At 64.7% G+C, this 16,566-nt stretch carries 17 protein-coding genes; 6 read left to right on the top strand and 11 right to left on the bottom strand.

The genetic code is table 11. The features are described 5' to 3' along the window. Positions 1-122: 122 nt before the first annotated feature. Positions 123-1,010, top strand: coding sequence for a PhzF family phenazine biosynthesis protein (locus EDF56_RS08075; protein WP_132386209.1), 888 nt, complete (start codon positions 123-125; stop codon positions 1,008-1,010). A 249-nt stretch (positions 1,011-1,259) separates the two neighbouring features. On the opposite strand, the gene EDF56_RS08070 is transcribed toward EDF56_RS08075, so the two are convergent. The 3 genes from EDF56_RS08070 to EDF56_RS08060 are packed head-to-tail and all read right to left on the bottom strand — an operon-like array spanning position 1,260 to position 3,555. After that, on the bottom strand, positions 1,260-1,688 hold the full coding sequence (locus EDF56_RS08070) for an SgcJ/EcaC family oxidoreductase (RefSeq protein ID WP_132386208.1): 429 nt from the start codon (positions 1,686-1,688) through the stop codon (positions 1,260-1,262). A 41-nt stretch (positions 1,689-1,729) separates the two neighbouring features. Continuing rightward, positions 1,730-2,458: a GntR family transcriptional regulator gene (locus tag EDF56_RS08065; protein WP_243652469.1), complete on the bottom strand. Its 729-nt coding sequence runs from the start codon at positions 2,456-2,458 to the stop codon at positions 1,730-1,732. Positions 2,459-2,493: 35 nt separating this feature from the next. Continuing rightward, complete coding sequence (locus EDF56_RS08060) at positions 2,494-3,555, bottom strand: aromatic ring-hydroxylating dioxygenase subunit alpha (RefSeq protein ID WP_243652468.1); 1,062 nt, start codon at positions 3,553-3,555, stop codon at positions 2,494-2,496. Between the two features lie 173 nt (positions 3,556-3,728). Here EDF56_RS08060 and EDF56_RS25880 point away from each other — a divergent pair, with 173 nt between their 5' ends. From EDF56_RS25880 to EDF56_RS08045, 4 genes are all read left to right on the top strand, one after another. Continuing rightward, positions 3,729-3,905: a hypothetical protein gene (locus EDF56_RS25880; protein WP_165912134.1), complete on the top strand. Its 177-nt coding sequence runs from the start codon at positions 3,729-3,731 to the stop codon at positions 3,903-3,905. Between the two features lie 73 nt (positions 3,906-3,978). Then, entirely contained in the window at positions 3,979-5,382 is a 1,404-nt protein-coding gene (locus EDF56_RS08055) for an aldehyde dehydrogenase family protein (RefSeq protein ID WP_132386206.1), read from the top strand. After that, a complete protein-coding gene (locus EDF56_RS08050) occupies positions 5,379-5,717 on the top strand; it encodes a gamma-glutamylcyclotransferase family protein (RefSeq protein ID WP_132386205.1) in 339 nt (112 codons plus the stop codon). Before EDF56_RS08055 ends, EDF56_RS08050 begins: the two co-directional genes overlap by 4 nt. Next, positions 5,714-6,610, top strand: coding sequence for a bestrophin family protein (locus EDF56_RS08045; RefSeq protein ID WP_132386204.1), 897 nt, complete (start codon positions 5,714-5,716; stop codon positions 6,608-6,610). The genes EDF56_RS08050 and EDF56_RS08045 overlap by 4 nt, the downstream gene beginning before the upstream one ends. 36 nt (positions 6,611-6,646) lie before the next feature. Here EDF56_RS08045 and EDF56_RS08040 read toward each other — a convergent pair whose 3' ends face one another. The 7 genes from EDF56_RS08040 to dld form a co-directional block, all read right to left on the bottom strand. Beyond that, entirely contained in the window at positions 6,647-7,351 is a 705-nt protein-coding gene (locus EDF56_RS08040; protein WP_132386203.1) for a glutamine amidotransferase, read from the bottom strand. A 16-nt stretch (positions 7,352-7,367) separates the two neighbouring features. Then, positions 7,368-7,544: a YezD family protein gene (locus tag EDF56_RS08035; RefSeq protein ID WP_132386202.1), complete on the bottom strand. Its 177-nt coding sequence runs from the start codon at positions 7,542-7,544 to the stop codon at positions 7,368-7,370. A gap of 10 nt (positions 7,545-7,554) precedes the next feature. Continuing rightward, a complete protein-coding gene (locus tag EDF56_RS08030; RefSeq protein WP_243652467.1) occupies positions 7,555-8,508 on the bottom strand; it encodes a sulfate ABC transporter ATP-binding protein in 954 nt (317 codons plus the stop codon). Beyond that, positions 8,505-9,344, bottom strand: a complete 840-nt coding sequence (cysW, locus tag EDF56_RS08025; RefSeq protein ID WP_132386200.1) for a sulfate ABC transporter permease subunit CysW — start codon at positions 9,342-9,344, stop codon at positions 8,505-8,507. Before cysW ends, EDF56_RS08030 begins: the two co-directional genes overlap by 4 nt. Beyond that, positions 9,341-10,192, bottom strand: coding sequence for a sulfate ABC transporter permease subunit CysT (gene cysT / locus EDF56_RS08020; RefSeq protein ID WP_132386199.1), 852 nt, complete (start codon positions 10,190-10,192; stop codon positions 9,341-9,343). Before cysT ends, cysW begins: the two co-directional genes overlap by 4 nt. A 46-nt stretch (positions 10,193-10,238) precedes the next feature. After that, on the bottom strand, positions 10,239-11,276 hold the full coding sequence (locus tag EDF56_RS08015; protein WP_243652466.1) for a sulfate ABC transporter substrate-binding protein: 1,038 nt from the start codon (positions 11,274-11,276) through the stop codon (positions 10,239-10,241). Between the two features lie 249 nt (positions 11,277-11,525). After that, entirely contained in the window at positions 11,526-13,283 is a 1,758-nt protein-coding gene (gene dld, locus EDF56_RS08010; protein ID WP_132386198.1) for a D-lactate dehydrogenase, read from the bottom strand. A gap of 212 nt (positions 13,284-13,495) precedes the next feature. Between dld and EDF56_RS08005 the strand changes: the two genes are divergently transcribed. Continuing rightward, the gene (locus EDF56_RS08005; protein WP_132386197.1) at positions 13,496-14,230 is read left to right on the top strand and encodes an SDR family oxidoreductase; all 735 of its coding nucleotides are present in this window, start codon (positions 13,496-13,498) and stop codon (positions 14,228-14,230) included. A 17-nt stretch (positions 14,231-14,247) separates the two neighbouring features. Here EDF56_RS08005 and EDF56_RS08000 read toward each other — a convergent pair whose 3' ends face one another. Continuing rightward, entirely contained in the window at positions 14,248-16,380 is a 2,133-nt protein-coding gene (locus EDF56_RS08000; protein ID WP_207904661.1) for a PKD domain-containing protein, read from the bottom strand. Positions 16,381-16,566 lie beyond the last annotated feature (186 nt).

The raw sequence follows: 16,566 nt of genomic DNA, 5'->3' as shown, positions 1-16,566 counted from the left end.
CGAAAACCGCGATTCAGGAGGGTGCCTGCAAGCCGATTTCCGCAACGGAAACAGGAGATTGCAGACAAGTCCTTTCCCATGGTGCATTGCGGGCGCTCTGCCGAACCGAATGGACCGATGCCGTGCCCCAATTGCCATTCTTTACCGCCGACGTGTTCACCAAAGTCCGCTTTGGCGGAAACCCTCTCGCCGTCGTCTTCGGCGGCCAAGCGATTGATGTTGCAACGATGCAGGCGATAGCAGCCGAGTTCAATCTCAGCGAAACGACCTTCGTTCTGCCACCGGCCGACCCCGCCAACACCGCCCGCGTTCGTATCTTCAACCGAAGCGCGGAAATGGCATTCGCCGGTCATCCGCTGGTCGGCACAGCCTTCGTTCTTGCGAATCAGCGTCCCGATCTGAACGCGGCCACATTCGAGGTTCCCGCCGGGATTGTGCACGTCCAGATCGAGCGCGATGCCGATGGCGTAGTTGTCGCTGCAGCCATCGAAACGCCGCAGCCGCTAACCATTGGAGACACCGTCGCGCACGAGGTCATCGCGCAGGCACTTCGATTGGCTCCGGCCGATGTGGTGACAACGCACCATTTGCCCGTTGCCGCTTCGAACGGAAATGCTTTCGTCATCGCAGAAGTGACAAGGGAAGCGCTGTCGCGCTGCGATCCGGATCTGGCCGCGTTCCGCGCCGCGCTGGCGGCCCATCCGCAATTCGGCAGCCGTTTCGCGATCCACGTCTACAGCCGGGAAGGGCAGGTGCTGCGCGCGCGGATGTTCGCGCCGCTTTCCGGAACCTGGGAAGATCCCGCCACGGGCAGCGCCAACACGCCGCTGGCTTGCCTGCTGCTGTCGCTCGAACCGGAAGCGCAGGAGGCAGGCTTCGAAATCCATCAGGGCGTCGAAATGGGGCGGCCCAGCCTGTTGCATGTCGATGCGCGCCGAACGTCGGATGGGATCGTTGCGACATTGCGGGGGGCCTGCGTGGCGGTCATGCAGGGGGAGATCGCTTTGTGAGCTTGAGGCGCACGGCGGCCCGGCGGAGGGCGGACTGAGACGCAGCACCGCACGCTCCACATAAACACCTGCCACCCAAATCCCGTCATCCCCGCGAAGGCGGGGATCCCGCTTCTTTTGAGCCGGGCGAGAGGTGGGCAAGAAGCGGGACCCCCGCCTTCGCGGGGGCGACGGCGGTCAATTTCGATAGCTTCCGGTCAATTCCATGCGAGGCGCATTTCGCGGCATTCGGCATGGAATTGGCTGAGGCTAGGGCGCTCCCACTTCATGCCGCAGAACGGGTTCGCCGGTCCTCGGATTCGTCAGAGTAACATTCTCCAAGGCTTTGATTAACCAAGTTTCGTCTCTCTTGGTGAGCACCGCAAGGATCAAAGTGTCCACGGCATGCACCCCCGCCGGATGCGCAGGTCCGGTCGTCAGCCGGCTCCAGAAATGAACGACCGTCGCCCCTTCGCCAAGCGGGAGGACATCGATCAACTGGTTTTCCAACGTGGAATCGCTGTAGATCGTCTCGTGAATGGGGCGATGCAGTTCGACGATCTCCGCCACGCCGCGAACATAGTGCCCGAAGCGGTTCACGAACGTGGCGTCCTCCTGAAACAGCGCGCCCAGTGAACCCATGTCGTGGCTGTTCCACGCCGCCTCGAAAGCCATCGGCACATCTTCGGGCCGGTTCATGACTGTCCTCCCGTTTGCTCCGCCGTCGGTTGCCATATCTTTCAGGCAGTCTCGGGCATGAAGCGGCGAAACAGCCTTTCGCTCCCTACGGCAGCGCGGGCGTGTTCGCGCATGTTCCGTTCGGCGCGGTCGGGGTCCATGCGCAAGATCGCATCCATCACTTCACAGTGATTGTGATGAGCCGATAGCAAATGCATGTATTCGCTGGCCGGATCGCTCTCCAGCGCCAGTGCCGAGGCTGATGCGAAGGGCAGATGATCGTTGCGGGCAAGGGCCTGCGCGATGGACGGATTGCCGCTGGCCTCGACAAGCAGCGCGTGGAAGTTCTGGTTGTAGTCGTGGAAAAGATCGAGGTCACCGGCGGCAAGGTACCCCTTGGCGAAGATCGCCTCACCTTCGGCAAGGCAGGCGGAGAACTGCGCTTCCTCATGCGCGGAGAGCCCCCGCGCGGCAACCCGGCGGGCGGCCAGTCCTTCCAACACGCCGCGCACTTCGATCGCGCCGTGGATATCGGCAGCGGTCATTACGCGCGCGGTGTAGCCCCGCGCACCCAGCTTCTCGACCAGCCCTTCGGCTTCCAGCGCCCGCAAGGCGGTGCGCACCGGCATGCGCGAGACGCCCAGCGCTTCCGCCGTGGCGACTTCGCCGATGCGTTCGCCTGGCTTGAAGGTGCCATTGGCGATCATGCGCCGGAGCGAGATAATCACGTAGCGGCCGGGCTTGAGCCGGCCGCTCGCGTTCATCTCATCAAGATCGTCTCTCTCGTCCATCCCTCGTCTTTGGCGGGGTTTTCGCCGCTGTCAAATCAAGCCGTCCCGGCGGCGATGGCGCGGTCGATCATCATGCGAGAACGCACCCCGCCCGCGTCGATATTGAGCTTGAGCAACCGTCGTTCGGGCCAGCGCAGCAGGTTTGCCTGCTGCATTTCCAGCATTTCCAGATCCTCGCTGAAGATCTTGTGCTGCCCCTCGCGGATCGTGTCGGTGAGCGCCGGGTCGTCAACGCCGAAGCGGCGCGCCATGCCCCAGAAGTAATGGTGGCTGGTTTCGGTTTCGGGCGTGATGAAATCGACGACGATGCTCGATGCCTTCGCCGCATCGGGCGCGTCATAACCGCCATGGCCTTCCAGTGCGACGCCGACCTCGATCATCACGTGGCTCGGCAGGCTGAAGCGGCAAAGCTGCCAGCGGTCAACCGTTGCATCCTCGGGCAATCCGGCACCGCGCAAGGCCATGCGCCAGAACGGCGGGGCCTTCACGCCCTCCATGAAGCGGCTGGTGACAACTTCGGTCTCATCCGCGCGGGTGCGCACGGGGGCTTCGTCGATCTCTTTCTGGCCGATGCTGCTGGCATGGACATAAGTCTCGTGCGTCAGGTCCATGAGGTTGTCGATCATCAGGCGGTAATCGCAGGCGATGTGGAAATAGCCGCCGCCATAGGCCCATTCGTCGCTCTCGGCCCAGGCGAGGTGGTGCAACTTGGCGGGGTCGGCCGCCTCGGCATCGCCGGGCCAGACCCAGATGAAGCCATAGCGCTCGATCACCGCGAAACGACGGGCGGCGGGAAAGCCGCCGACTTTCTGGCCGGGCATCCCGGCTACCTTGCCGCGACAATCCACAGTGAGGCCGTGATAGCCGCAAACAAGCTGCCCTTCGCGCACGAATCCAAGCGAGAGCGGCGCGCCGCGATGAGGGCAGAAATCCTCCAGTGCGGCGGCGCGGCCGTCCGGCCCCCGGAAGATCACCATCCGCTCTCCGCAGATGGTTCTGCCGAGTGGTCGGTCCGCGATCTCTTCGGGCGTACAGGCCACGTACCAGGTATTCACCGGCCAAGTGGGCTTGATTTCCGAGGTCGCTTTACCGTCCATCATCCATTCCTGATTCTGCTTTATTGGATCCAATAATCGTATTAATGGATCCAATGTCAAGTCCGGCCAAGCGGGATCGCTCACGAACGGCTATGTCCCGTTAGGTGCCTGCAAGGTATGGTTCAGTCGCTCTTGCGCAGAGGCGCCGGATCGCCGCGAAAGGAAGCACGAACGTGATCGCCATCGGATGCCTTGCGCTCATTGTTTTGCCGCTGCTGGGCCTTGCACTCGGGGGATTTCTGGCGGGGGCGACAGGCGCAAAAATAGGCGCGGCGGCGGGGTTCGTGCTGGCGCTGGGGCTCTGCGGCGTGAGCAGCTATGCGCTTGTGAAGGCGGCCCGCAGCAAGTAGCGCTCCCTCTTGCCGCGAGCCGGATCTTGGCCCATCTGGGCACTCCCCCCGACGACGTCCCGAGGTAGTCTCCATGGAATATGCACTGCTCATCGACGGCCAGCTGGTGGCCGGCACCCAGACGCTCGAAGTCGTCAATCCGGCGACCGGCAAGCCCCTCGCGCTGGCGCCCCGCGCCGATGAGGCGCAGGCCGAAACCGCAATCGCCGCGGCCCGGCGCGCTTTCCCGGCATGGGCGGCGCTCGGCTATGCGAAACGGCGGGCCTATCTCGAAACTCTGGCAACTGCGATGGAGCAGCGGGCGGAGGATTTTGCCCGCCTGCTGACGCAGGAGCAGGGCAAGCCGATCGAGCAGGCGCGCGGGGAAGTCGGGGCCAGTGTCGCGGCGATCGCATATTATGCAGAACAGGAACTTACACCGCGAACCTTGCGCGAATCCGAGGGCGAGCGGATCATCGAGCAACGCTATCCGCTGGGCGTGGTCGCGGCGATCACGCCGTGGAACTATCCGCTGTTGCTGTTGGTACTCAAGATGGCCCCGGCGCTCATCACCGGCAACACGGTGATCGGCAAGCCCGCGCCGACGACGCCGCTGACCACGCTGCTGCTGGGCGAGATCGCGGCTTCAATCCTTCCGGCCGGCGTGTTCCAGACGCTGGTCGACCAGAACGACGTCGGCGCCCTGTTGAGCGGGCATCCCGACGTGGCGCATGTGAGCTTCACGGGCTCGACGCCGACCGGCAAGAAAGTGCTCGCCAGCGCGGCCGATACGCTCAAGCGCTTCACGCTGGAACTGGGCGGCAACGATGCGGCGCTGGTGCTTGACGATGCCGACATCGCGCAGGTCGCGCCGCGCATCTTCGCGGGCGCCACCACGAATTCCGGCCAGATCTGCCTGGCGATCAAACGCGTCTACGCCCCGCGTGACAAGCTCGACGCGCTCTGCGACGCCCTTGCCAAACTGGCGGGGGAGGCCGTGGTCGGCGACGGGCTGGAGCAGGGGACCACTATCGGCCCGATCCAGAACCGCGCGCAGTACGAAAAGGTGCTGGGCTTCATCGAGGAAGCGCGCGGTCAGGGTACGCTGGTTGCCGGCGGTGAGCCGGTTGCCGGGGAGGGCTACTTCATCGCGCCAACCATCGTCCGCGACTTGCCCGACGATGCCCGACTGGTGCGGGAGGAGCAGTTCGGACCAGTCCTGCCGGTGCTGGCCTACGACGATCTCGACGAGGTGATTGCTCGCGTTAACGGCACCGATTACGGCCTTGGCGCCACGGTCTGGACCTCCGACGCGGAGCGCGGCATTGCGGTCGCCTCGCGCATCGAGAGCGGCACGGTCTGGGTCAATCGCCATCTCGATCTGCCGTTCGACGTCCCCTTCGGCGGCGCCAAGCAGTCCGGCATCGGCCGTCAGCAAGGGATCGAGGGCATGGAGGACTTCACGCAGCCCCGCATCGTCAACGCGGCGCTTTCGTGACAGTCCAGCTCTTTTCCTACGGCACCTTGCGCGATCCCGTGGTCCAGCGCGCCTTGTTCGGGCGACAGCTTCAGGGGAAGGCCGACGCCATGCTGGGCTGGCGCCAGCGTATGATCGAGATCACCGATCCCGCAGTGATCGCCAAGAGCGGCACGCGCTGGCATCCGATGGTGGAACGCAGCGAGGATGCGGACGATGCCGTCGAAGGCATGGTGTTCCGGCTGACGCCGGAGGATCTGGCCCGTGCCGATGCCTATGAGGTCGACTACGTGCGGCGAGAGGTCCTGCTCCGTTCGGGAAGTACGGCGTTCGTCTACGGCGATCCCGCCGAATGATCGTTCGCCCCAAGCCCGGCCTGTGGGAAGTTGCCTTCGCGGTGCGCGGCTCGATCCTGCCCTCGATCGCCGGACGGCTGACGTCGATTGCGGCCGTGACTCTGCTCGCGCTGGCAGGGGCGCGGTTCCACCCCGGTCTGTTCGGGCAGATCAGTTCCATGCCCTTCGCGCTGATCGGCATCGCCCTCTCGCTCTTCATGAGCTTTCGCAACAACGCCTGCTACGACCGTTGGTGGGAAGGGAGAAAGCTGTGGGGATCGCTGGTCATCGCCTGCCGCTCGCTGGCCCGGCGGATCGCGACGCTGGAGGAGAGCGAGCGTGCCTTTATCCTGCGCGCGATGTGCGGTTTTTCAGCAGGGCTCGTGGCGCGCCTGCGCGGCGGCGACGAGGTTGCGGCAATCACCGCACATTGCGGTGAGGGGCCGTGGGCCGCAGCCGTCAATCCTACCGACAGGTTGCTCGCTGAAATCGGCACGCGGTGCCTGATCCTGATGCGGGACGGGCGGATCGGCGCGATCCATCACTCCCTGATCGAGGAACAACTCCACCTGCTCGCGCAAGTGCAGGCGGGGTGTGAGCGGATCGCGCTGACACCAGTGCCGTTCAGCTACTCGCTGCTGCTGCATCGGACGGCTTACATCTTTTGCCTGGTGCTGCCGTTCGCGCTTGCGGGAACGCTGGGTTGGTGGACCCTGCTGCCGGTCTTGCTGGTCAGCTATACGTTCTTCGGCCTCGACGCGCTGGGCGACCAGCTTGAGGATCCGTTTGGCCGTGAGCCGAACGACTTGCCCCTCGATGCCATGGCGCGGACGGTGGAGCGGGAGATGCTATCGGCTTTGGGTGAAAGGGATCTGCCGCCCGCAATCGCGCCGGTCGGGTATCTGCTTCAATAACCGGCGAATATTTCGCTTGCACCGGGCTTGTGCGCTCTAGCGCAGTCCGGCCAGCCACTCGCCGATCATCGCTCTTCCCGCCGCCACGGCGCCGGGGCCGAGCGCCTCGTGCGCGCCGCGCAGCGACGCTTCATCGCCGCCTGCTTCGATCACCGCGCCGGGCCATTGCTCGATCCATGCGTCGAAACGCGGGTCCATGCCCATTTCGGCATGGAATTGGAGCCCAAGTATATTGCTGCCGCGCCGGAATGCCTGATGCTTGTAGACATGGCTCGATGCGAGCAGTTCGACATTCTCGGGCAGGGTGAACGTGTCGCCATGCCAGTGCAGCACGGGCACGCCGGAAATGTGCCGCAGCGGGCTGTCGAGAGCATGATCGTGGACCGTCACCGCGTGGAAACCCACTTCCTTCGCGGGCCCCGCGTAGACATTGGCGCCAAGTGCGGCGGCCATCATCTGCGCGCCGAAGCAGACGCCCAGTGTCGGCCGGTCTGCTTCGAGGCGCAGGGTCAGCCGGCGCATCTGGCAGGCGATCCAGGGATAGCGATCCTGCTCGTAGATCCCCATTGGCCCGCCCATCATGATGAGCAGGTCAGGCTCGCGCAAGTCGAGCGAGGAGAAAGCGGGATCGGTTACATCGATGCGATCGACCTGATAGCCGTGATCCTCGATGGGCTGGCGGAAGCCCGCCACGCCCTCGTAAGGGACGTGGCGGATGATCAGCGCGGTCTTCTGCGGCATTGCCCTATTCGTTCGCCTACTGGAAACGCTTCTTTTCGGTGACGTCGATCTGCACCACACGCCCGTCGTGGACGGTTAGCGAGATCTGGCCATAGCGCAAGTTCAGCAACGCCTCGCGCACGGTGGCGAGATTTTCCTCAAGCTGGCGTTTTTGCTCGGGAGAATTGGCCTGCTGGGGAGAGTTGGCAGTCATCTGGGTATCCTCAATCTGCAAAAGTTCGCGATCGCCGGGCTTCGATGCGTACCGTCTGGCCGACTGACGGGGGAACTTGGTTGGTATCGACGTCGATCTCGATAATGGCATTGCTGTCCGCCAGCCGTCCCTCGACGCGCCAGGCGCTGCCCTTGCGGAAGACATTGTCCACCGCGACCGCATCGCCGCCCTCGGCAACGATGGCGATGTCATGCGGGCGCACGTGGCGACCGTCGGGCAGGCGGTTGGTCTCGCCCACGAAGTGCGAGACGAACGCGGTTGCCGGTTCCATATAGACTTCTTCGGGTGTGCCCACCTGGTCGATGCGGCCATGGTCCATGACCACGACGCGGTCGGCGAGTTCGAGTGCTTCCTCCTGATCGTGGGTGACGAAGATCGAGGTCAGGCCCATCTGCTTGTGCAGGTCGCGCAGCCAGCGGCGCAGATCCTTGCGGACTTTAGCGTCGAGCGCGCCGAAGGGCTCATCCAGCAGCAGCAGGCTTGGTTCGATGGCCAATGCGCGGGCGAGCGCCACGCGTTGGCGCTGGCCGCCGGAAAGCTGGCCCGGATAACGGCCGCCAAGCCCGTCGAGCTGGACGATCCGGAGCAATTCGTCGGCGCGGGCCTTGATCTCGGCCTTCTTCGGACGTGTCTTCGACTTGCGCACATTGAGTCCGAAGGCGACATTGTCGGCCACGGTCATATGGCGGAACAGCGCGTATTGCTGGAACACGAAGCCGACTTTGCGGCGGCCGACCGGAATATCCGACACGTCCTCGCCGTCGAAATAGACGTGGCCTTCGTCCTGGAACTCAAGGCCCGCGATGATGCGCAGCAGGGTGGTCTTGCCCGAGCCCGAGGGGCCCAGCAGGGCGATGAATTCGCCCGGCTGGATCTCAAGGTCGATGCCGTGGAGCGCGGCGTAGTCGCCAAAGCGCTTGGTGATGTTCTGGACGCGGATCAATGTCTTGCTCCCGAGTGAAGATCGAAGCGCCATTCGAGCACGCTCTTGAGAACAAGCGTGACGAGCGCGAGTGCGGCCAGCAGCGAGGCCACCGCGAAGGCTCCGACGAAGTCGTATTCGTTGTAGAGGATCTCGACGTGAAGCGGCATCGTGTTGGTCTCTCCCCGGATATGCCCGGAGACCACCGAAACCGCGCCGAATTCGCCCATGGCGCGGGCGTTGCAGAGCAGCACGCCGTAGAGCAGGCCCCAGCGGATGTTGGGCAGGGTTACGTGCCAGAACGTCTGCCATCCGTTGGCGCCGAGCGAGAGGGCGGCTTCCTCATCGTCCTTGCCCTGCTCCATCATCAGCGGGATCAGTTCGCGGGCGACGAAGGGGAAAGTGATGAAGACTGTTGCCAGCACGATGCCGGGCACGGCGAAGATGATCTTGAGCCCGTGCGCCGAGAGCCACGGTCCCAGCAGGCCCTGCGCGCCGAACAGCAGCACGAAGACCAGACCCGAAACCACTGGAGAAACCGACAAGGGCAGGTCGATCATGGTCAGCAGCAGGTTCTTGCCGGGGAAGCTGAACTTGGTGATGGCCCAGCTTGCGGCAAGGCCGAACACGACGTTGAGCGGCACGCTGATCGCCGCGATGAACAGCGTCAGCCGGATGGCCGCGAGTGCATCGGGGTTGGAGACGGCCTCCAGGAAGGGTTCGATGCCCTGCTTCAGCGCCTCGATGAACACCGCGACGAGCGGCATCACGAGGAAGAAGGCGAGGAAGGCAAGCGCGAGCAGGATCAGGACGACCTGCGTGGTGCGGCTCTCGGTGCCGGGAGCGTGCTGCCTCATGAGCCGAGCCTCCGGCGACGGGCAGACTGCATGGCATTCAGCGTGAACAGCACGGCGAAGGAAATCAGCATCATGATCATGGCGATCGCGGTGGCACCGTTATAGGCATATTGCTCCAGCTGGGTGACGATCAGCAGCGGGGCGATCTCGGTCCGGCCGGGCATGTTGCCCGAGATGAAGATCACCGAGCCGTACTCGCCCACCCCGCGCGCGAAGGCGAGGGCGGCGCCGGTGAAGAGCGCGGGCATGATCGCGGGGAAGATCACGCGGAAGAACGTCTGGAAGCGATTGGCGCCCAGCGTTGCCGCCGCTTCCTCCACATCCAGCCCCAGATCGGCGAGCACCGGCTCCACCGAGCGCACCACGAATGGCAGCCCGATGAAGATCAGCGCTACGGTGATCCCGGTGGCCGTGAAGGCAACCTTGATGCCCAGCGGGTCAAGAAACTGCCCGACCCAGCCGGTTGGCGCATAGATCGACGTCAACGCGATGCCAGCCACTGCGGTCGGCAGCGCGAAGGGCAGGTCCACCAGCGCGCTGACGATCCGCTTTCCCGGAAAATCGTACCGTACCAGCGTCCAAGCCACGAGCAGCCCGAACACGGCGTTGACCAGCGCTGCTGCCGCCGCCGTGCCGAAGCTCAGGCGATAGGCCGCCATCGCGCGGTCGGAGAACCCGACTTCGACGAACGCGTGCCAGCCCATGCCTGCCGATTTCAGGAACAGCGTGGAAAGCGGGATCAGGACGATCAGGGAAAGCCAGGCAAGGCTGAACCCGAAAGTCAGCCCGAAGCCCGGAAGTACCGAAGGCGCGCGCCATCGCGGCTTGCGCATTGCAATTGAGGTCATCTGCAGTGGCCTGCTCGATTGAGGACGCCGTTTACGGAGCGTCGTTTCACTTCTTCGTGTAGATACGGTCAAATGCGCCGCCATCGTCGAAATAGGTCTTCTGCGCATTCGCCCAGCCGCCAAAGTCCTTGTCGATGGTGACGAGGTTGACCTTCGGGAACTGCGTGGCGAACTGTTCGGCGATCTTGGGATCGCTCGGCCGGTAGAAGTTGCGGGCGATCGCGACTTGCGCCTCGGGCGTGTAGAGATATTCGAGGTAGGCCTTGGAGACTTCCTCGGTACCGTGCTTCTTCGCATTGGCGGCGATCACCGCGACCGGCGGTTCGGCGAGGATAGAGATCGAGGGATTCACGATCTCGAACTTGCCCGCGCCGAGTTTCTTCTCAGCCAGCAGCGCTTCGTTTTCCCAGGCCAGCAGCACGTCGCCGATGCCGCGTTCGACAAAGGTCGTGGTCGACCCGCGCGCGCCGCTGTCCAGCACCGGAACGTGCGAGAAGAGCTGCTTCACGTAAGTCTCGGCAGCGGCATCCGATCCGCCCGCCTTGCGGCCATAGGCCCAGGCGGCCAAGAAGTTCCAGCGCGCGCCGCCGCTGGTCTTGGGGTTGGGCGTGATGACTTCCACGCCCGGCTTCACCAGATCGCCCCAGTCATGGATGCCCTTGGGATTGCCCTTGCGGACGAGGAAGACGATCGTCGAGGTATAAGGCGAGCTGTTGTTGGGCAGCGCCTTCTGCCAGTCGGCCGGAAGCAGCTGTGCCTTCTTCGAAATCACGTCAATATCGTAGGCCAGCGCCAGCGTGGCGACATCGGCCTCAAGCCCGTCGATGATCGCGCGGCTCTGCTTGCCCGAGCCGCCGTGGCTCATGCGGAAAGTCACGTCCTGCCCGGTCTTCTTCTTCCAGTAGGTCGCGAAGGCGGGGTTGATCGCCTGGTACAGCTCGCGGGTCGGATCGTAGGAGACATTGGTGATCTCCACGCTGTTGCCCGACTTGTTTCCGCCCGAACATCCGGCGAGCGAAACGGTAAGCGCCGTCGCAGCGGCTGCGGCCAGGAACATGCGGCGATGGATTGGCAGGGTATTCATCGTGTCACGTCTCCCGTTGAGGCTTGCATGCCTAATCTCAATTGATTTGGTTGACATTAAAGTTCTTGTTGCAGGGTGACAAGCGGCGTTTTGGAGGCAGGCCATCGCCCATCCGGAGGATACGGCCGGAAGGCCCGGAAGAAGGCCGAATTTTCGGCCGCGAGGCGCGCCGAACCTGTGGGTAATCGGAGGCAGACCGCCTCGTTCCAGCGCCAGGGCGGTATCGCCCGACCGCTGGTGCCCGCCCGTTCACTGCGACGGTGCGCCTTCGGGAGTAGGGGTGCGGGCCGTGCGCGGCGTATGTCCAATTCCCGGATTGAACATGTTGCAGGGATCGAGCGCGGCATAGTGCGCGCTCAGCGCCGGCTTGGCCTCATAGAGATGGCCGACGTTGTGTTCGGCCGGATATTCGGCGCCGCGCCGGTCGAGCAGGGGTAGCATGGCCTGCTCCAGTGCCGCGCAGTCGGTGCCCTTGGCGACGATATAGTCCTGATGGAACACGTGGCAGAAGAAATGCCCGTAATAGAGCTTGTGCAGGATCGGCCGCTCGATCTCTTCGGGTAGGTGTTCGAGCCAGTCCTCGCAATTGCGCGGCAGTGCGATATCGAGCGCGACGATGTCCTCCACCTCCTCCGGGTGGACAGCCCGGTACCGTATCGCCGCTCCGGCCGCCGCGAAGCGGTGGAGGAAGGCGGCTTCGGCCTCCTCGTCACTGCATTCGAAGACCTCGCCCGTTGCAGAAGGGAAATGGCCGGCAAGCCAGCTGCGCGCTTCTTCGATACCGTCATCGGCCATGCGCAGCATGAGATGATGCTCGAAACGGTCGCGCCAGTCCCTGAGGCGGCGCGGCAGGTGTCCGGGCAGGCGATCCGCCACCCATTGCATCACCCTGTCCGAGAGGTTCGACGGCAGCAGGCGGCTGCGCCGCGTAAATGCATCCACCCGGGCCTTGGCTGCGAACAGTGCGGGCAGCCGATCGGTGCCCAGCTTGCGGATGGCGAGGTAGATGTCCTTGCCATAGCGTTCGGCAATATCGAAACAGTCGCGGTGCATGTACTCGCCCGCGACCGGCAAGTGTGCGAAGCCGCCCAGCACCGCGCGGCGCAGTGCGGTGAGTTCGGCCGGGTCGTTGGTGCCCACGTAAAACACCCGGGTTGTGCGATCCTTGACGAAAGTGTCGAGCCGCACGGCGAAGAGCATGACCTTACCCGCGCTGCCCGATGCCTCGAACAGGCGGGAGGGATCAGCATTGAAGCGGGCAGGGCTTGAAGCGTCGATTTCGCGCACATGGTCGGCATAGCCGTGGTCGCACGCCGCGCGATCTTTCGCCGGATCGACATCGGCCTCCGCGAATTCGCCGCGTTCGAGACGGGCGAGCATCGTTTCCGGCTCCTCCCCCAACGCGATGCCGAGATGATTGACAAGTTCGAGCCGCCCGCCGGCATCGACGCGGGCGTAAAGCGCCAGTTCGGTATAGGCAGGCCCGCGCCGCACGAGCGCACCGCCCGAATTGTTGCAGATCCCTCCCAGCACCGACGCGCCAAGGCAGGACGAGCCGATCACCGAATGCGGCTCGCGCCCCAATGGCTTCAGCATGGCTTCCAGCTTGTAAAGTGTGGCGCCGGGCAGGCAGACCACTTGCGACCCGTCCCGGATCAGCCGAATGCCGTCGAGCCGGCGCATGCTGACGATTACCACCGGCCGGTCATAGTCGCCATCGGGCGTCGATCCGCCGGTAAGGCCGGTGTTGGCCGCCTGCGCGATCACGATCACTCCCGCATCGACACAGGCGCGCAGCACGCGCCATTGCTCGACCAGACTACCCGGCTGGACCACGGCCAGTACCGGGCCGGAACCGAAGCGATAGCCGGTACGGAAAGCCAGCGTGGCCTTCTCTCCCGTCAGCACATGGCGCCGTCCTACCGCTTCGCGCAGGCGCACAAGGAGTGCGCCGGCCGCCATCGGGACGGAAGGAATCGCGCTGGAGCCGGGGCAGTCGATCGGCATGGCGTCTCGTCGGCTGGCCGGGTTTCCCGGCGGGGGCAGTCCCTTATGGGGTAACCCGCTAACGCAGAATGCGCAATTGGATGGCGATCTTCGGGGCCATTTACTCCGGATGGCGGGCTGGCGATGTGCCTCGGGTCTCGTTATCGGAAGGTGATGACCAGATCGAATGCCACCCGTAACTGTGCGCTCTTCCTTACGCCGGAGACCCCGGCGTGACGCTGGCAGGCAAAACCGCACTGGTGACCGGTGCAACGGGCGGTCTGGGGCGTGAAATCGCTTTTGGCTTTGCCGAGGCGGGGGCCCACGTCCTTGTGCAGGCACGCGGCCGCGACCGGGCGGAGGACTTGGTCGCCGCCATTGCCGCTGCGGGCGGAAGCGCCGAGGCCGTGGTTTTCGATCTCGCCGATACGCAGGCCGTGGCCGAAACGCTGGCGGGGCAACGGGCGGTGGACATCCTCGTCAACAATGCCGGCCACCGCGATCGCAGGCCGATTTCCGAACTGGACCGTGAGGCAGTTCGATACATGCTGGAAATCAATCTGGTCGCTTGCTTTGACCTTGCCCGCATTCTTGCTCCGCGCATGACCGCGGGGGGCCGCATCGTCAACGTGACCTCGATTGCCGGCCCCATCGCCCGGGCCGGAGATGCCGCCTACACCATGTCCAAAGGCGGCCTTGAGGCGCTGACCCGGGCGCTCGCCGCCGAGCTGGGTAGCCGGGGCATTACTGTCAATGCCGTGGCTCCGGGCTATTTCGCGACCGAGGCAAATGCGGAGATGGTGGCCGATCCCGGCATTGGTCAGCACCTTGCGCGGCGTACCTCGCTCGGCCGCTGGGGGCGCCCGAGCGAAGTGGTAGGGCCGGTGCTTTTCCTGGCCTCACCCGCCGCTTCCTATATCACCGGACAGGTCCTGGCCGTTGACGGCGGATATCTGGCCCACTTTTAGCGGGTCCGTGCCCCGTCCTAGGGGCGCACGACGATCTTCGCCCGCGACAGATTCTGGATGCGGGCAAAGGGCGTGTTCGCATCGCCTTCCCGCTGGGAGGCGGCGCGCAGGACCACGAAGTAGGTGCCCGGCTTGTCGAAGCTATGCGTCGTGGAAACCGTGACATTCGCGCCGGTTCCCGGCTTCGCGTCCTCGTCGAAAGTGCCGTCGCCCTCGAAGTCCCATTGCGCGGAGACCACGGAGCCGGCGCCCGGCGGGACCGATACCGTTCCGGCAAGTCGCACCGGCTCTCCGCGTCGCACGTCCGTCTGCGCCTTGCCATTTGCGGTGATCGTGACGACCGGCTGGATGCCCTGACGCGCGCTTGCCGTGGCGGGGACCTGAATTTGCCCGTCAACCACCTTGTACTGCGTCGATTGTGGCGGCGCCTTGCCGGTTTCGACCCATGCGGACAGATCGCGCAGCGCCTGCTGCAACACGCCGATGTAGGATATCACGCGCGAGGGATCGTCCTGCCGCGTCTGATCGCCGTGCAGCGCGCGGTCGGTGTACCAGATGCGGAACCGGTCATCGAGCGATGCGCCCACGTTCGCGGCAACCTGCCGGCGATACCAGTCGCCCTGCCACGCCAGCGCCTCGCGGTCCCACATGTTCTCGATCAGGATCACCTTGCCGTCGAACTTGCCGTTCGGCACCGCGCCCGAAGCGTTCTTCGTGAACATCGGGCCGAGCAGCATCTTGCGCTGCGCATAGCGCGGCGTGCCGTCGGCGGTGCGGAACTGGTCCCAGACCGGATATTGGCCGTCGTTTGGCGGGACCTGATGCCGGTGATAGCTCTCCACCGCCAGAATATCGCTGTTGTCGAGCGTGACCGCATCGCCCGCCTTGACCTCAGCCACGACGCGCGGATCGTTGATACCGATCATCGCGATGCCGTCCTTGACGTCGCTCAGCAGCAATTTCTTGCCCGATGGCAGCACGAGATCGGCCAGCAGCAGCGGCTTGCCCTGTGGCACTTGCTCCAGTCGCAGGGCCACCGGCACTTCGTCCGCCGAATTGAGCCCCATCGCCTTCCATGCGAGGTCGGCGGTGCCTTTTGCCGTGCCGGGGGAGCGGCCGGTGTCGAGCCCCATGGTCGCGGCCTTCGCCTCGGTGATGACCTCGACGATGCGGGTGGCGGTGTGCGTCCGGTCGGCGGCGTAGAGTTCGGGGCTGTCATGCCCCTCGTAGCCGGGCTGGCTCCAGAAATCGCTGAAGTAGCTCGGATCGACCATGCGCACGGCGCCGAAAAGCAGCGCGAAGGCGTGCGGCCCCATCGTCCGCCAGGCATACCAGGACTGCGGCGGGAAGCCCATGCGCGTCGCTTCGACAAGCGCCGCCTTCTGCTGGGCGTCAAGCCCGGCGTAAGGATTGCCGCTGCCGCCCGCGTCGAGCGCGGCGACCACGCCGTCCAGCTTCGGGCCAAGCACGCGCATGGCATTGAGGCGGACGGTGAACATGTTCGGAATGGCCATTGGCGAGCCGAGCACATAGGGCACCGCCCCGTCCCAGACGCCGTGGGTGTTCTCCAGCGAACCCAGCGTGCGATAAGCGCCGCCGCTGCCGCCATAGGCATAGCCATAGACGTGCGGACGCGGTGCGTAGACCTGCGCGGCCACGAAACGCGAGAAGCGCGCGGCGGCGGCATTGGCGCGATAGGCACCGATGGTCTGGTCCATGCCGCCGATCGGATCGGCCGCCTTGGGGCCGCCGCCATTGGTTTCGATGAAATAGGCCCCGCTGGTCAGTGCCGCGCCGATCCGGTCTTCCTCGCCGCTCAGCCCTTGCGAGAGCGTTTCGCTGTCCGGCACCGGCGTGATGTACTGGAAGAACCGGCCTTGCCAGCCATCCACCGGGAAATAGTAGGAAAACCGTGTGTCGGTACCTTCGAAGCCGCCGTGGACATAGCGGTAGGCCATTGTCCCGTCATGCCGCACTTCGTCCAGATCGACGAAGGGATGAGCGAACATGGCATCATCGGCGGTATAGCCATCGGCCCGAAGCGTCGTCTTGGCGGGAGTCTCCACAGCAGCGGGTGCAGCCATGACAGGCGTTGCCGCCACGCAGGCGAGTGCCAGCGTGGCCGTCGCTGCCAGCATTCCTGCACGCATTTGAGACGGGCGCAAGGATCGCGCGCGCTGGTCGTTCGAAGTCCCGTGCTTCGGCATCCGCATTTTCTCCCGCTTATCCGGCGCACTCGTCGGCGCGCTTTGTCAAACCTCTAGCGCGGTTGGGGCGAGGAGCGCCGCAATATCTTGGGCACGCAACGATTATCGCGGTGGCGGCAAAAGCATCCG

Source organism: Novosphingobium sp. PhB165 (genome assembly GCF_004341845.1).
Classification (GTDB): Bacteria; Pseudomonadota; Alphaproteobacteria; order Sphingomonadales; family Sphingomonadaceae; genus Novosphingobium.
Note: the sequence above shows the minus strand (reverse complement) of the source record. Positions and strands in the feature narration are given on the sequence as shown.

Excerpts from the sequence above, each read along its gene's own strand:
- EDF56_RS08055 (WP_132386206.1), top strand. The coding sequence starts at position 3,979 with ATGGAATATGCACTGCTCATCGACGGCCAGCTGGTGGCCGGCACCCAG.
- cysT (WP_132386199.1), bottom strand. The coding sequence starts at position 10,192 with ATGACCTCAATTGCAATGCGCAAGCCGCGATGGCGCGCGCCTTCGGTA.
- cysW (WP_132386200.1), bottom strand. The coding sequence starts at position 9,344 with ATGAGGCAGCACGCTCCCGGCACCGAGAGCCGCACCACGCAGGTCGTC.
- EDF56_RS08060 (WP_243652468.1), bottom strand. The coding sequence starts at position 3,555 with ATGGACGGTAAAGCGACCTCGGAAATCAAGCCCACTTGGCCGGTGAAT.
- EDF56_RS08000 (WP_207904661.1), bottom strand. The coding sequence starts at position 16,380 with ATGCGTGCAGGAATGCTGGCAGCGACGGCCACGCTGGCACTCGCCTGC.
- EDF56_RS08045 (WP_132386204.1), top strand. The coding sequence starts at position 5,714 with ATGATCGTTCGCCCCAAGCCCGGCCTGTGGGAAGTTGCCTTCGCGGTG.
- EDF56_RS08065 (WP_243652469.1), bottom strand. The coding sequence starts at position 2,458 with ATGGACGAGAGAGACGATCTTGATGAGATGAACGCGAGCGGCCGGCTC.
- EDF56_RS08070 (WP_132386208.1), bottom strand. The coding sequence starts at position 1,688 with ATGAACCGGCCCGAAGATGTGCCGATGGCTTTCGAGGCGGCGTGGAAC.
- EDF56_RS08015 (WP_243652466.1), bottom strand. The coding sequence starts at position 11,276 with ATGAATACCCTGCCAATCCATCGCCGCATGTTCCTGGCCGCAGCCGCT.
- dld (WP_132386198.1), bottom strand. The coding sequence starts at position 13,283 with ATGCCGATCGACTGCCCCGGCTCCAGCGCGATTCCTTCCGTCCCGATG.
- EDF56_RS08040 (WP_132386203.1), bottom strand. The coding sequence starts at position 7,351 with ATGCCGCAGAAGACCGCGCTGATCATCCGCCACGTCCCTTACGAGGGC.
- EDF56_RS08035 (WP_132386202.1), bottom strand. The coding sequence starts at position 7,544 with ATGACTGCCAACTCTCCCCAGCAGGCCAATTCTCCCGAGCAAAAACGC.